Raw genomic sequence first — 14,208 nt, forward strand, 5'->3', positions numbered from 1 at the left:
CAAAAGGGGCCATTCCATTGTCATAGACAAGGGATGGCCCCTTTTATCCGGGTTAATTCAAAATCATTGAGAAACGGATTTCATGAGAAACACCGGGAGCGGCGAATTTTAGCAGTTTTTCGCCCTCTTGCATCAGATCGAGTTGTTCCTCTTGCGTGAGGGGGCGGAACGGATCGATAAGAAGTGCTGCCTGCCCGGAGTTACGCTCGATGGACCATAACCCTTCAATATAACCATTCAATAGAATCGTTGAGCGGAGGATGCCGTTAGCCGTAAAGATTCGTTTGACGTATATAGGAGCCATGACGCGCGAGCGGTCGGCAATACCAAGCAGCATGGGGTCAAATTCTCCAAGGAAGCGTACCGGCGGAATGACGCCGGGGTCGGGACGAGGAGCATCGGGCAGATCAAATAACTCATTTCCTTGTTCGTCTCGGAAAATAACAAGACCCGGTCGAAGCTTCTCGAAATAATCCTTAAGGCGGGTGAGACCGGACCAAGCTTGCATATCCTTAACGGATGCGGGGCCATAGGCACCCAGATACCTCAGGACAAGCTGTTCGACGTCCGGCTGCTCAAGCAAAGACTGCCTCAGCCACATCTCCGCAGAAGTATGAATGGCCTGACCGCTTTCTCCCCACAATCCGCGTGGCGGAACTTGAACGAGGGGGACAAATGTACGTATAGCTGCCGCAAGTGCCTCCGGATCAGCATCCGGCCAATGTGGGGCAAGCAGCTTGCCAAGCTCGTTTAAGGTGAGAGGGTTATCCTCCACGAGTCTTCTTCCTTCCGAAGCAAGAGCGTTCATATCAACGGAGGCAAGACATTTGCCATAGCTGCCCTTGAGCGCACGCTCTTGTACAGCCTGGACCCAAGGTCTTAGAAGCAGACAGTCGTTAGCCGATACCAGATGAAGAGTGGAGCGCATCAAAGCGATCCTTACCGCCTGTCGATTCGAGATGAGCGAGGCTAAATCGTTTGGAGTAAATCCCTCAAGCCTTGTCCAAAGCGAGTAGTAAGGTGCTTGGGGAGCTTGGGCCTGCAAACCGATAAACCACTCCAATGCATGGAGAATCGGCGAATTCGAACGTGCGAGCAGCATTTGTCTTGCTAGCATAGCCCGGTTTAGCTCCAATGCATTTATGGGCATGCCTTCACGAGTCATATTAACCAGCGCCTTTTTATATAGAATCTATTTCCAATTAGATTAGCTTCAATCGGTGCAAGTTACAAGTCTTGGAAGGGAAATTACAACTAAAAGGGATTCAACCATGCATATAGAATTATTCATATTTGGAAAATAAAGCATGATTGGAGGTGCGTTGTGGCATCGATTCTAGAGTTAAAGAGAACGAATCAATATTCAAATTGGCTGAGGAATTTCAAAGTGTTCCTGAACGGCATCGAGTACGAAAAAATCGCTAACGATGAAACCATCCGCTATGAGCTGGAGCCGGGGGAGTACGAATTATATCTTAAGATCGATTGGTGCGGGAGCAATCGTTATTCGTTTACCGTACAGGAGAATGAGATTATTCAATTAGAATGCGGATGCCCGATCAGAGGTTGGAAGTTTTTGTTGCAACCGTTTATAATGCCTTACTATATCTTTTTTAATCTAGACAAATATCTATATATCAAATCGAAATAAAGCCGGCAACGGAAGCGGGGCATCAGCCAATCATTGGCGTTCCCGGACTTCCGTGCCGGCTTTTTCTTTATACCGCAGTATTCTCGCGAGCGGCTGCAGGCGCGGCAGCCCGGCTTTTTCTTTCGGTAAACAGACTGACCAGGTAAACCAGCATAAAGATGACCATGGCTACGGCTGCCCAGCGGTACATAACGGAATAGCTGGAAGCAGAAGCGACGATACCCAGCAGCATGGAGCCTACGGCTACGCCGAAATCAATCGTGTTGTAATACAAGCTGTTCGCGAAGCTGACTTGATGCGGCGCGGCCTCGCGCAGCATCCATGCTTGCGTTGTCGGCTGGATCGCGCCAAAACCAAAGCCGTACAGCAATGCGGACACGATGATCAACGGAAGCGACTCCGCATAGGACAAAATGATCAAGCTGGCAATGACAACAAGGGCGCCGGGGATCACGATGGGCATCGGTCCACGGCGATCGAATAGCTTGCCGGAGATCGGACGGATAATAAAGACGGTAAATACAATAAACAAGAAGAACAAGCCAATCTGTTCAATATGCTTTTGCGCGCCATATAGCGCAATGAATCCAAGGATACCGCCGTAAGTAACGGACATCAATACATTAAGAATAGCGGGCACCATCATGCGTCCGGTTGAGGATGCCGGTTCGCCGGCTTCCGGTTTGTTTGCAGGTTGTGCAGCCTTAGCCGGCTGCTTCGGAATACTGCGCATAACCATGAGGAGCGGAATGATCAGTACAAGGGCTAGCGTACCGATCATCGCAAGCGTCGTAAATCCGAATTGCTTGATAACGGATAGACCAATCATCGGTCCAAGGGACATAGCGATACTGGTCGATAAACCGAAGTATCCAATGCCTTCTCCGGTTCTTTTCTTCGGAATGATCTGCGACACCAGGGTAGGGATAATGGTACTCGTCATCCCGAAGCCGATGCCAAACAATGCGCGAAGCACAAGAAGAGATGTCATCGAGTTGGCGAACGGATAAAGGACGGTTGCCAATGCGGCTAACACGAGTCCCGCAAACAAAATAACGTTGCGATGAACCTTGCGAAGCAAGGCCGCGGTGGCGAAACGCGTAACGATCGCGGCTAGGGCGAACAGGCTTGTAACGAGACTTAGGGCAAAGTTATTCGGATGAAACTGCTCTTTCGCGTAAGTAGGGAATGGAGACAGCAGCATTTGCAGGCTCAAGAACAGCAGCAAGTAGCTTACCGTCAAGGTTACAAAAGACCGGCTCCATAATTTGTCTGGTTGTATGTTCATGTTGCTCATTACTCCTTTTCTTGATCGATTAAGCCTTTTGCATGTTCATTTAATTTCTTCAGCAGGCTTGTCATTTGCTCATATTCCTCCGTAGACAAGACCTGCGCGATTTCGACCATCGTACTGTATTCAATCGGCTCGATGGCATCCGCCGTCGCGCGCCCTTGCTCGGTGATATAAACCTGGAAGGAACGTCGGTCATGCTCGCTGGCACGCTTTGTGACAAATCCTTTTGCTTCCAACGAATCGAGGATTCGGGTTGTTGTTGGCTTGTCTTTGCCCGCACGATCGGCAATTTCTTTCTGGATCAAGCCATCCTTCTCGCGGACACGGTAGAGTACCGCCCATTGTTCGGGTGTCAGCCCAAATTCCTTAATGCGGGCACTAAAGAAATTCGTCAGCTTCCGGTAAGTCGCTCCGAGCAGGAAGCCTATCGAATGATCCAATCCTTTCTGATGCATTTTCGATCACGCTCCAAATTAGTTGTCTTAACAACTATATGCCTGACAACTAATTTTGTCAATTCGAAAATAGTGGATTGGATACAGAGAATGAGGGGAAAATAAACGGACTACACATGGAGGAGCAGAAAGAAAAATGAAAAAACCATCAGCATGGATCCATACGTTATGGATTGCAGCCGTTTTATTCTTGCTGGTTGCGCAGCATCCGGCTGAAGCACAGCAGGGTCCGTTTCATTTTGGATTCAAGAAAAGCGTAGGCGGGCAGCTGCCGTCCATTAATGAAGAAGGCTTCAAGGATATTGTCATGAAGCACGGGGCGATTTTTCTCGGGGATACGACCAAGAAGGAACTATACATGACCTTCGATAACGGGTATGAGAACGGATATACCTCGAAGGTGCTTGACGTACTTAAGGAGAAACAGGTGCCCGCTATCTTTTTCGTGACGGGGCATTACGTGAAGGACCAGCCGGAGCTGGTAAAACGAATGGTCAACGAGGGCCATCTGGTTGGCAACCATTCCTGGACCCACCCGGATATGACGCAAATCTCGTCGAGTCAGATCCGTACGGAGCTTGAGAAGGTAAGAGAGCAGGTTCAAGCTTTGACCGGTCAGCAGGCCATGACTTATTTGCGGCCGCCAAGAGGAATATTTAGCGATAACGTTCTTGCGGTAAGCAAGGATTCCGGATATACGAACGTGTTCTGGTCGGTCGCTTATAAGGATTGGGACGTCAATCAGCAAAAAGGAGCGGGCTTCGCCTTTAATCAAGTCGTCGCGCAGCTTCATCCCGGAGCGGTAATCCTGCTTCATACCGTATCCAAAGACAATGCCGCCGCGCTCGGTTCGATTATTGACGAAGCCCGCAAGCAAGGCTATGAATTTAAAAGTCTTGATCAAATGGCCGTCAAGACGTATGGCGATTAATTCGAAATAAGATGCTCGGAAGGTTCGAGAACAATGGACCAGCCGAACGGATCTTCTACAATACCCTTTTGAATACCGGTCAGCGTGTCGTACAGCTTTTGCGACAGCTCGCCGGTATTTCCTTCGTTAATGACATAACGCGTACCTTTCCAAGACAGTTCCCCGATTGGAGAAATAACGGCGGCAGTACCCGTACCGAACGCTTCAAGAAGACGGCCTTCCTGATGGGCCGTAATAACCTCTTCAATGGACAGCTGTCTTTCTTCAACCGGCACGTTCATATGTTTGAGGAGGCGGATGATCGAATCGCGTGTAATACCGTCCAGAATACTTCCGTTCAGTGCAGGGGTTACAACCGTGCCGTCAATATTGAAGAACACGTTCATGCTGCCGACTTCCTCGATGTATTTGCGATGAACGCCGTCCAGCCACAAAACCTGGGATGCGCCTTGCGCGTATGCCTCTTCTTGAGCTTTCAAGCTTGCCGCGTAGTTGCCGGCCGTCTTCGCGTTGCCCACGCCGCCGCGCACCGCGCGAACGTACTCCGATTCCACGTGAATTTTTACCGGATGAATGCCTTCCGCGTAGTAAGAACCAACTGGAGACATGATGATCATGAACATATATTGCGTCGACGCGTTAACGCCAAGCTGTGCTTCCGTCGCGATAACGAATGGGCGTACGTACAAGGAAGTTTCCGCGTCGGCAGGGATCCAGTCGCGGTCTGTCAGAATAAGCTGCTTCAAAGCTTCGAGTGCCAGTTCCTCGTCAACAGCAGGGATGCTGAGACGCGCGTTCGAACGGTTCAGACGCGCCATGTTCTGCTCCGGACGGAACAGACGGATTTTGCCGTCGCCGGTCAGGTAAGCTTTAAGGCCTTCAAAGATCGTTTGGCCATAATGGAATACTTTCGCAGCCGGATCAAGAGTAATCGGCTGATAAGGAACGATACGCGGGTTGTACCAGCCGCCCTTAGCTGCGTCATAGTCCAGAATGAACATATGATCCGTGTAATACTTGCCGAATCCAAGCTCGGATGCTTTAGGTTTTTGCTTTTTGTTAGTAGAAAGTTCTATGGTTATGGCCTTGTTCATCGTCTTTGATCTCTCCTTGTTGCTCATTTATAGTTGAATCGTACCATGCCAGCCGATATATTTAAAGTATCTGTTTTATCGCGAACGCATACCGAAAAGGTATATTGGGGGCTGGCTATGGACATCCGACAGTTAAGGTACTTTTTGGCGATCGCCAAAGAAGGACAAATTACCAGGGCAGCAAAAGCGCTTAATATGGAGCAGCCGCCTCTAAGCCGTCAGCTGAAGCTGATGGAGGATGAATTAGGCGTAACGTTGTTCGACCGGAGCGGGAAGGGACTTAATCTCACGCATGCCGGCGAGCTTCTGCGGGACAAGGCGGAGAAGCTGCTGCAGGAGTTCAACGAGACCATTCATGAAGTGAAAGAGCTCGACGCGGGCTTGCACGGCATGCTGGCTATCGGTTCCGTTGTGTCCTGCATTTCGCTGCTGCCGCCGCCCATCGAGCAATTCCGCAGATTGTATCCGAATGTCACCTTCAAAATCTGGGAAGGCGATCACTTCATTCTAGGCAATCTGCTGGAGAAGCGGGATATCGAGCTCATTGTGGCGAGGCTGCCCTTTGAATCGACGCTGCATACGCAGCCTTATTCGGTCCTGCCGCTTCCTTCGGATCCGTACGTTGCCGTTCTTCCGGCTAGTTGGGTAGGCGACCCGGATAAAAATACGATGCTAATGAGCGAGCTTGCCGACATGCCCTTCCTGACCCTTAAGACAGACAAAACGATCGGGATGCATCATCGCGTGATGATTGAAGCGAGGGCGCATGGCTTTGAACCTAAGGTCATCTGCGAATGCTCCAGCGTCGCCATCATTGTTGCCCTGGTGGCAGCCGGTATCGGGGCAACGGTATTTCCGAAATCGGTCATGGCTTCTTTTCCGCTTCCTACAATAAAGATGCTCGCCATCTCGGATGCGGATTTTCAATCCGAGGTCGGCATTATCTGGCTGAAGGACCGGTACCTGTCGAAGAGTGCCCGGAACTTCATCCGTTTGTTCGAAGAATGAAAAAAAGGATGCAGCTCGTATGCTGCATCCTATTCTTTATCCGTTCGCTTTGATCTCGAGAAGCTCATATTTGATGACGCCGATTGGCGCATCCACGCTAATGACATCTCCAACGGATTTGCCCATAAGCGCCTGGCCCATCGGGCTCTCGTAAGAGATCTTGTTCTCGAATACGTCCGCTTCCGCAGGACCGACAAGGCGGTATTCGATTTTCTCCGCGACTTCAATGTCGTTCAGAACCACAATGGAGCCTACGCCAACTTTCGATGTGTCTTTCGAATTGGATACCCGGGCCGTCTTGAGCATTTTCTCCAGCTGCGCAATGCGGGTCTCCATGAAGGCTTGGTCGTCTTTCGCCGAATGGTATTCGCTGTTTTCCTTCAGGTCTCCATAGCTGATGGCTACCTTAAGACGATGCGCCAGCTCGGAGCGTTTGACCGTCTTCAGTTCCTCCAGCTCATCCTCCAATTTTTTAAGTCCTTCAGGGGTTAAAATGATTTCGTTTTGTGCCAAGCTCGACAACTCCTGCCATTGATTTTCATTGATTCGCTTCCTACATCTTACACTATCCATTAGGGAAAAGAAACTTGGGCGAAGCTCCCAGCAGGAATATAAAACTAACATATTTCTAACTAAAACGAAATCGAAAACTCAAATTTATAGTGTAGGATATGTCGTGCTGGCATCCCGTGAATATTTTTCAGAACGGACCTCGATCAACTTGAACAACTACCTTGGACAGAGGTCTTTTTGGCATGCCGCCGCCGACATTAATGAGAGGGAGTAAATGAGAGAAATGCTGAAGAAGAGGTTTAAACTACCCAGGTTATTTCAAACGCGGAAAATTGCTCACCGAATGTTGATCACGACGCTGATTATTGCGATTGCGATTGTAGCGTCCATGTCGACAGCATTATTTCTTGCGAACTCCTCTTTGTTCAAAAGCCAGATCAAGAAGGAGCTTGGGCAGCAGGCCGATGTCATTACCGCAAGGCTTGACGAGGAGCTGCAGTCGAAGGTTTCCAAGATCAATGCCCTGGCAGGGGTTGGACAATACTTTGGACAGGACGCCGTGAAGCACCAGGAATTGATCGAGCATTTTATGAAAGAAAATCCGGAGCTGATGTCCCCCGGCTATTCGCTGGACATGACGGGCAAGAACTTCGTCGTTGCGCAAACCGGAGACAAGATTGACGTCTCGGAACGGCCGTATTTCAAATCCTTGTCGGAAGGCCATTTAACGGTCAGCGACCCGCTGGTTAATAAAGTCGATCCATCCAAGGTATCCATTGTGATCGCTGCGCCGCTAAAACAGGATGGAAAGGCTTATGGCTTCTACATATTCGGTTATGAAATTAACAAAGCCGCTGCAATTGTAAGCGAGACAAAGGTCGGAAAAACCGGCTACGCCATTCTGTTGGACAGCAACGGGCTTGTTGTCAGTCATCCGAAGGCAGATTTGGTCATGAAGAAAACCGTCTACGATATGAACATGCCGGAAACGGTGAAGGCATTCGAAATGGCCAAGCAGGGCAAGGACACGAACTATTCCTATATTTTTAACGGGGAGAAAAAAATCGGCTATGCCGAAGCGACCCGCAACGGCTATGTCGTTCAATTATCCATTTCGGAGCGGGAAGCGATGCAGCCCGTTACGAACATGCTCTGGAAAACAATCGGAGTTGCTCTCGCGGTAACCCTTCTGGCTCTAATCGCAACCTATATATCGGCCAATCGGATGGCGAAGCCGATTGTCTACATATCGAATGTCATTAAAGTCCTCGCAAGCGGGGATTTAAGGCCGAGACTGGAAGTCAAAGCGAGAAATGAGCTTGGCCAGCTTGCGGACAATATGAACGAGATGCTCGATTCGTTCTCCGGCACGATCGGCAAAGTAAGCTTTGCGGCGGAGCAGCTGGCCGCTTCCTCCGAAGAGCTGACTGCCTCATCCATGGATTCCGTAGATATTTCAAGCCGTATCGGAGAAGCGATTCACAATGTGGCATCAGCCGGCGAGAGCCAAATGATCTCAGCCGAGCAAACCTCTACCGCCATGGAAGAGATGGCTTCCGGCGTGCAGCGGATTGCCGAATCCTCCTCGGTCGTTGCCGAAGCTTCGCAGTCCTCGCTTGAAGAGGTGCAGCTTGGCCAGGTTGCCGTTACCCACGCCGTCGAGCAGATGAAGCTCATTCACGCATCCGCAATCAAGTCTGCGGGCGAAGTACGGGAATTGGAGCTGAAATCGAACCAGATCGGCAGCATTGTGTCGGTTATCCAAGAAATCACGAATCAAACGCAGCTGTTGTCTCTTAATGCATCTATCGAAGCTGCGCGGGCTGGGGAGCATGGCAGAGGTTTTGCCGTTGTTGCCAATGAAGTGAAAAAGCTGGCGGAGCAGTCGGCGCAATCCGCGTCCGAAATTACGGCGTTGATCCAGGAAGTACAGGGGACAACGATACGTGCCGCGCAAGCGATGAATCAAGGCGTTAACGATGCAGAGATTGGTTCGGAGTTAATTCATGAAGCTGGCGAAGTATTTGGACGCATGTCCGCAACATTCCAGGAAATCTCCAGCCAAATTCAAGAAGTGTCGGCAGCATCGGAGCAAATGTCCGCGGGTACGGAAGAGGTTACGGCGTCCATGACCGAGATCGTAACGATGACGCAAAACACGAATAACCACTCTCAAAATATTTCGCAAGGCGCCCAGAAGCAGCTCGCCTCCATGAAAGATATTTCGGCATCTGCCGAGGATCTGAGCCATATGGCGCAGCATTTGCAGGAAGTGCTGTCGAAATTCAAAACGAATCAATAGCTTTTGATTATTTATATCGAAAATGGTACAGTATGGAAGGATAGCCATCCAGCGATTTTATAATCGTCATACAAGGAGAGATCGAGATGTCAGTTGATGCTTATTTGAACTTTGACGGAAATTGCCGTGAAGCGGCGGAGTTTTATGCCGAAGTATTTGGATTGGACAAGCCGAAGCTGATGACATTTGGCGAAGTTCCTCCTAACCCGGAATATCCTTTGCCGGAAGAAGCGAAAAACCTGATCATGCACACGCGCCTGAACATCGGCGGAAGCAACGTGATGTTCTCCGATGTATTCCCGGGCATGCCGTTTACGGTTGGCAACAACATTACATTGGCATACGTCGAGGAAGATGAAGCCAAAATCCGTTCGGCCTTCGATCGTCTGAAAGTTGGCGGCAACATTGTGATGGAGCTGCAGGAGACGTTCTGGAGCAAGCTGTACGGTCAGGTGACCGACAAATTCGGTATTCAATGGCAATTCAATCTCGGAATTGGCGAATACTAATAGTCATCTAACAAAAATAGAAGGAACCGGTAGTCTGTTAGCGCAGGTGCTGGTTCCTTTTTTGCGCCGGGAAGGAGGATTTCACTGAGTCATGATTAAGAAGATGACGCATTCAAATAGAGCTGACTATTACAAATCGAACGAAAGCTTCCTTGTTTCCGGACGGATTATTCCGAGGTATGAAAAGGATGTTTGGACCTACACGGAAGAGGTTTTTACCGAACCTTACATGAAGCAATATGAACAGGAAGACATTGACGATTCGTACATGGAGGATGCTGAGAAGGCTGTTTTTCTCTTTTACGCGGATGATAGATGCATTGGACGGATTAAACTCCGTTCCAACTGGAACGGCTTTGCTCTTATCGAAGATATCGGGGTATCCGGCAGCTGGCGTCAGCAAGGCATCGGAACTCAATTGCTTGAAAAAGCCGTCGAGTGGGCGAAACAACATCATCAGATTGGGCTTATGCTCGAGACGCAGGACGTCAATTTGTCAGCTTGCCGTTTCTATGCCAGGAATAACTTTATCATCGGCGGAGTGGATACGATGCTATACTCCAAATTTTCGACAGCTCATGAGAAGGCTGTTTTTTGGTATCGCAAATTTTAAAGATGGTTTAACAAGGAGTAAATGTAAGTATCATGCGCCTTCCCGTATTGAACCATATAATCTCTCAAAATGCCTTCTTGTTGAAAGCCGAGCTTCGCAAGCAGACGACTCGAGGCCTCGTTGTCCGTAAATACCACGGCGCCAATGCGGTTGAGCCCAAGCTCCCGAAATCCGTACCGCAGAACTGCGGAAATTGCTTCGGAGGCGTAACCATTCCTCCAGGATTCGGGAAGAAGCTCATATCCGATCTCTGCCCTTCTATGCTTGGGGGACCATAAATGAAAGCCGATGGTTCCGATGAGTCCCATTGTTCCCTTGCGTTCGATTCCCCAGCGTATGCCGCGCTTTTCCGCGTAGCCCGCTGCGAAATAATCGATAAGCGCTTGCGCTTGGTCCATGCGCTCCAACGCTTCTTGTCCGTAATATCGGGTAACCTGTTTGTTTGAAAAGCAAGCAAAGATATCTGCTATATCCCCGCCGGTGATCTCTCGTAAATGCAAGCGGTCCGTTTCTAAAACAGGAAACATGCCATTCCTCCCTCTCACCGGCGAACATGATCCGGATTGTGTTATTAGTCTGCTTATCACGCTTTGCAAAACAGGAACAAATGTTCTATAATGGACGTATGACTACGACAAAGAGATTATCGAAGAGAGGTACTCCATTGGCTGAGCCGTTAAAAGATATTTACGATGAAGCCTTCCTGCGGCAATTCGCGGATAAAGTGCTGGCCGCTTATCCGCGGTTTGCGAAAGAGGCTTTTGTAACCCAAGTTATGAATGATGAGTGGAACGATCTGGCGCTGAAGGGGAGGATCAGGAAAATCTCGACCGTGCTGGGCAGGCATTTGCCGGCGGATTACAGGGACGCGCTGGAAGTCTTGTATGCGATATGCGAGAAGTGCAGCGGATTTCCGTATCTGTTCTTCCCGGATTTTGTTGAGGTATACGGCGGAGCAGAGGAGCATTGGGACGTGTCCATGCAGGCTCTGGAGAGATTTACCTCGAAATCCTCGGCTGAATTCGCCGTACGCGTCTTTTTGCTTCGCGATCCGGAACGGATGATGAAACAAATGTTCACCTGGGCAAGCGACCCGGATGAACATGTTCGAAGATTGGCAAGCGAAGGCTGCAGGCCGCGTCTTCCATGGGGCCAAGCCCTTCCCGTCTTTAAGAAAGACCCAGCGCCGCTGCTTCCGGTGCTTGAATTGCTGAAGGCGGATCCTTCGCTTTATGTTCGCAAGAGCGTCGCCAATAATCTGAACGACATTACCAAGGATCACCCGGATGTTGTATTGGACATAGCCCGGAGATGGCAGGGAGAGCATCCGTACACGGATTGGATTATCCGTCACGCTTGCCGGAATCTGGTCCGCCAAGCCAATCCGGAGGCGCTGGCCATATTCGGATACGCCATGCCGGAAGACTCTGCTCCTATCGTTATCTCCGCAGACCTTCAGGCCCGGCCTTCCGTTCTGGAGATCGGCGACAGCTGCAGACTGGAATATGCCCTGCAAGTTCAAGAGGGCGAGCCGCTGCATCTTAGAATTGAATACGGAATAGATTTCGTGAAATCCGGAGGCAAAACCTCCCGTAAATTGTTTCTGTTATCGGATAAGACGGTGCCCGGCGGTTCAAAGCTATCCGGCAGCAGGGTTCACCGGTTCGCGGATTTATCCACCAGGCGTCATTATGCGGGAGAGCATCGCATCGTGCTGCTGGTGAACGGCGTTGAAACGGCGTCCGCAATGGTTGAGCTGCGACCGCAAACGGTTCAATAGTGAGTAGAAGAGCTATGCCGATGCCTCAAGCATTGGCTTAGCTCTTTATTTTGTATTGGTAAAAGGCAGCCGGGTATCTCTCCATGGTTAATCTCTCTCCAACCGGCACGAAGCCATGCCGTTCGTTAAAATTGACGCAGCGCGGCGGTCTTCGCAATTCCCCTATCCAGTTAGAACGAGATCATTGCGCCTCGCTCGTCAAATACGGCAGTGGGGTTCCACGCCACTTCCCACAGGTTGTTTTCCGGATCCGCAAAATACGCCGTACGCCCTCCCCAGAACGCATCGCTTGGTTCCCTTAAGACAGTTCCGCCAATCTCCCGGATTTGATCAATGATTGAATCTACTTGCGAGGGCTCGTCCACGTTAATGGCATATGAAACCGCGCGGTAGCTATTTCTGTCTTGCGAAAAAGTGATTCCGGCGTCTTTGGCTAGTTCTTCAATCGGGAATAGGGTCAAGATGACGCCAGCTGTCAGAAATGAAGCATAGTTATCTGAACTATGAGCGCCCTCCGCCCAACCGAGCTTCAGGTAGAAAGCGCGAAGCGCAGGCAAATCGTAAGCACCAATCGTTATCAGGCTGACACGTTGAGGGATCATAACACTTGTCCTCCTAAAATTTTTGGAATATTGATCCAATTATATCGTCTTAAAATCTGGAGTGGCAATAGAGAAATGCATAGAAGCTGCTCTTTTTTTGCCTGCGTCGTAATACTTTTGCCATGTTCGTTCACGGATAAATATGTAAAAATCCGAAATAGAAGCTGCTAAGAAAGAGGGGATTAACCATATGGCAATCGTTCAATTGAAATCTACAAATCCGCAATTTACTTATTTGATAAAGAAAAATCCAAGTTCCGGCATGCAAATCCGGTCCGTCCGGAAAGGGCTGGCCTATGGCTGGCATACCGGCGAATCGGTCTACAACGTGTATTTCAAGGATGCGGATAACGAAGTGTCTTATAAAGAAAACGAGCAGGAGCAATTCGAATATTTGAATGTATCCCGATACCATACACCGCTTTTCCCGCTGAACGCGATTAATGAGTTTTTCTCGGCTCCGTACAAAAACCGGCACGAGCAGGATGCAGACGGTTATGAAAACACCTTTCATATCAACATGATTCATGTGGAATGGATCCGTTACATTGAAAGCTTCGAGAAACATATGAGGGATTGCCGCTTCGAACGCCAAATGCTATCCAACAAAAGCTATTCCTTAACGATTATTACGGATAAAAGCTTGTACCATCTGCTTCATGTGGTAAGCGTTTTATGCTTGTTCCTGGCGATGTCGGGCCATGAGTATATCGATCTTAATGACGAGATTCTTGACAAATATATTCAAAGCATTCAAGTCATTGACGCTCCTTTCTACATTCGCAGCTTATTCGCAAGAAGCTTCCTGACATCCAAGACAAACTTCTGGAAAAATAAAAAAGCTTTGGAGAGCACGGACCGCTATGCTATTGACTTCGATTTTGGCGGAACCGCCTTTCAGAGGAGAAATTATATCGGGAGTTGCCTTAAATTCGATAAATCGATTCTGGATATAGGCTGCGGGGAAGGCTTTTACGCCATACCGTTCGCCAAAAAAATAGAAGGCTGCTATTATGCGGTCGACATTAATCAAGATTCACTTGCGACTGTTGAACGAAAGGCAAATGCGAAAGAACTGGATAATATCTCGCTTTACCCGTCGATTGAGCGTTTCCTCGCGGATTACAACGGAGAGCAGGTCGATATTATCATGACCGAAGTTATTGAGCATATGAGCAAGGATGAAGCCAAACAATGCATTCAAACGATTTGCGCGAATATCGATTTTGATCAATTTATTATTACTACGCCAAACGCTGATTTCAACCCTTACTACGAGCTTCAACACATGAGGCATGACGATCATAAATGGGAGATGGGGCAAGAGGAGTTCCGGCAGTGGTTCAGGGATGTCGTTCAAGAAATCAAATGGGAGGTTGAATTCATTGCCATCGGTGACGGCGTGAACAGCATCCGGACGACACAAGGCGTTATTTTGAAGAAAAGAGGGGCTTAA

At 49.2% G+C, this 14,208-nt stretch carries 14 protein-coding genes; 7 read left to right on the forward strand and 7 right to left on the reverse strand.

Translation table 11 applies throughout. The annotated features are described in order from the left end of the window. Positions 1 to 52 precede the first annotated feature (52 nt). From EV294_RS06375 to EV294_RS06385, 3 genes are all read right to left on the reverse strand, one after another. Entirely contained in the window at positions 53 to 1,117 is a 1,065-nt protein-coding gene (locus EV294_RS06375; protein ID WP_243711569.1) for a winged helix DNA-binding domain-containing protein, read from the reverse strand. Positions 1,118 to 1,718: 601 nt separating this feature from the next. Next, complete coding sequence (locus EV294_RS06380; RefSeq protein WP_132304861.1) at positions 1,719 to 2,939, reverse strand: MFS transporter; 1,221 nt, start codon at positions 2,937 to 2,939, stop codon at positions 1,719 to 1,721. Between the two features lie 8 nt (positions 2,940 to 2,947). Continuing rightward, a complete protein-coding gene (locus EV294_RS06385) occupies positions 2,948 to 3,400 on the reverse strand; it encodes a MarR family winged helix-turn-helix transcriptional regulator (protein ID WP_132304863.1) in 453 nt (150 codons plus the stop codon). A gap of 136 nt (positions 3,401 to 3,536) precedes the next feature. Here EV294_RS06385 and pdaA point away from each other — a divergent pair, with 136 nt between their 5' ends. After that, positions 3,537 to 4,331 carry a delta-lactam-biosynthetic de-N-acetylase gene (pdaA, locus tag EV294_RS06390; protein WP_132304865.1) on the forward strand — a complete coding sequence of 265 codons (795 nt, stop codon included), beginning with the start codon at positions 3,537 to 3,539 and terminating at the stop codon, positions 4,329 to 4,331. On the opposite strand, the gene EV294_RS06395 is transcribed toward pdaA, so the two are convergent. Next, on the reverse strand, positions 4,328 to 5,425 hold the full coding sequence (locus EV294_RS06395; RefSeq protein ID WP_132304867.1) for a branched-chain amino acid aminotransferase: 1,098 nt from the start codon (positions 5,423 to 5,425) through the stop codon (positions 4,328 to 4,330). The two genes, pdaA and EV294_RS06395, sit on opposite strands and share 4 nt — an antisense overlap. Before the next feature lie 117 nt (positions 5,426 to 5,542). Between EV294_RS06395 and EV294_RS06400 the strand changes: the two genes are divergently transcribed. Beyond that, positions 5,543 to 6,433: a LysR family transcriptional regulator gene (locus tag EV294_RS06400; protein ID WP_132304869.1), complete on the forward strand. Its 891-nt coding sequence runs from the start codon at positions 5,543 to 5,545 to the stop codon at positions 6,431 to 6,433. 36 nt (positions 6,434 to 6,469) lie between these two features. On the opposite strand, the gene greA is transcribed toward EV294_RS06400, so the two are convergent. Next, positions 6,470 to 6,946 carry a transcription elongation factor GreA gene (gene greA / locus EV294_RS06405; RefSeq protein WP_132304871.1) on the reverse strand — a complete coding sequence of 159 codons (477 nt, stop codon included), beginning with the start codon at positions 6,944 to 6,946 and terminating at the stop codon, positions 6,470 to 6,472. Between the two features lie 343 nt (positions 6,947 to 7,289). Here greA and EV294_RS06410 point away from each other — a divergent pair, with 343 nt between their 5' ends. From EV294_RS06410 to EV294_RS06420, 3 genes are all read left to right on the forward strand, one after another. After that, positions 7,290 to 9,248, forward strand: coding sequence for a methyl-accepting chemotaxis protein (locus EV294_RS06410; protein WP_165930588.1), 1,959 nt, complete (start codon positions 7,290 to 7,292; stop codon positions 9,246 to 9,248). Between the two features lie 86 nt (positions 9,249 to 9,334). Further along, complete coding sequence (locus EV294_RS06415) at positions 9,335 to 9,757, forward strand: VOC family protein (protein WP_132304875.1); 423 nt, start codon at positions 9,335 to 9,337, stop codon at positions 9,755 to 9,757. A gap of 91 nt (positions 9,758 to 9,848) precedes the next feature. Next, the gene (locus EV294_RS06420; RefSeq protein ID WP_132304877.1) at positions 9,849 to 10,370 is read left to right on the forward strand and encodes a GNAT family N-acetyltransferase; all 522 of its coding nucleotides are present in this window, start codon (positions 9,849 to 9,851) and stop codon (positions 10,368 to 10,370) included. On the opposite strand, the gene EV294_RS06425 is transcribed toward EV294_RS06420, so the two are convergent. Beyond that, complete coding sequence (locus EV294_RS06425) at positions 10,367 to 10,897, reverse strand: GNAT family N-acetyltransferase (protein ID WP_132304879.1); 531 nt, start codon at positions 10,895 to 10,897, stop codon at positions 10,367 to 10,369. The genes EV294_RS06420 and EV294_RS06425 overlap by 4 nt on opposite strands. A 137-nt stretch (positions 10,898 to 11,034) precedes the next feature. Here EV294_RS06425 and EV294_RS06430 point away from each other — a divergent pair, with 137 nt between their 5' ends. Further along, positions 11,035 to 12,150, forward strand: coding sequence for a DNA alkylation repair protein (locus EV294_RS06430; protein WP_132304881.1), 1,116 nt, complete (start codon positions 11,035 to 11,037; stop codon positions 12,148 to 12,150). Between the two features lie 170 nt (positions 12,151 to 12,320). Here the strand turns inward: EV294_RS06430 and EV294_RS06435 are convergent, their stop codons facing one another. After that, entirely contained in the window at positions 12,321 to 12,752 is a 432-nt protein-coding gene (locus EV294_RS06435; RefSeq protein ID WP_132304883.1) for a VOC family protein, read from the reverse strand. Between the two features lie 190 nt (positions 12,753 to 12,942). Between EV294_RS06435 and EV294_RS06440 the strand changes: the two genes are divergently transcribed. Further along, complete coding sequence (locus EV294_RS06440; protein ID WP_132304885.1) at positions 12,943 to 14,208, forward strand: class I SAM-dependent methyltransferase; 1,266 nt, start codon at positions 12,943 to 12,945, stop codon at positions 14,206 to 14,208.

Source organism: Paenibacillus sp. BK033 (assembly GCF_004345425.1).
Taxonomy (GTDB): Bacteria; Bacillota; Bacilli; order Paenibacillales; family Paenibacillaceae; genus Pristimantibacillus.

What these genes read in the sequence shown, in the direction of transcription:
- EV294_RS06375 (WP_243711569.1), bottom strand. Translation starts at nt 1,117, where the DNA reads ATGCTAGCAAGACAAATGCTGCTCGCACGTTCGAATTCGCCGATTCTC.
- pdaA (WP_132304865.1), top strand. Translation starts at nt 3,537, where the DNA reads ATGAAAAAACCATCAGCATGGATCCATACGTTATGGATTGCAGCCGTT.
- EV294_RS06415 (WP_132304875.1), top strand. Translation starts at nt 9,335, where the DNA reads ATGTCAGTTGATGCTTATTTGAACTTTGACGGAAATTGCCGTGAAGCG.
- EV294_RS06380 (WP_132304861.1), bottom strand. Translation starts at nt 2,939, where the DNA reads ATGAACATACAACCAGACAAATTATGGAGCCGGTCTTTTGTAACCTTG.
- EV294_RS06410 (WP_165930588.1), top strand. Translation starts at nt 7,290, where the DNA reads ATGTTGATCACGACGCTGATTATTGCGATTGCGATTGTAGCGTCCATG.
- EV294_RS06420 (WP_132304877.1), top strand. Translation starts at nt 9,849, where the DNA reads ATGATTAAGAAGATGACGCATTCAAATAGAGCTGACTATTACAAATCG.
- EV294_RS06425 (WP_132304879.1), bottom strand. Translation starts at nt 10,897, where the DNA reads ATGTTTCCTGTTTTAGAAACGGACCGCTTGCATTTACGAGAGATCACC.
- EV294_RS06400 (WP_132304869.1), top strand. Translation starts at nt 5,543, where the DNA reads ATGGACATCCGACAGTTAAGGTACTTTTTGGCGATCGCCAAAGAAGGA.
- EV294_RS06395 (WP_132304867.1), bottom strand. Translation starts at nt 5,425, where the DNA reads ATGAACAAGGCCATAACCATAGAACTTTCTACTAACAAAAAGCAAAAA.
- EV294_RS06385 (WP_132304863.1), bottom strand. Translation starts at nt 3,400, where the DNA reads ATGCATCAGAAAGGATTGGATCATTCGATAGGCTTCCTGCTCGGAGCG.
- EV294_RS06440 (WP_132304885.1), top strand. Translation starts at nt 12,943, where the DNA reads ATGGCAATCGTTCAATTGAAATCTACAAATCCGCAATTTACTTATTTG.
- EV294_RS06435 (WP_132304883.1), bottom strand. Translation starts at nt 12,752, where the DNA reads ATGATCCCTCAACGTGTCAGCCTGATAACGATTGGTGCTTACGATTTG.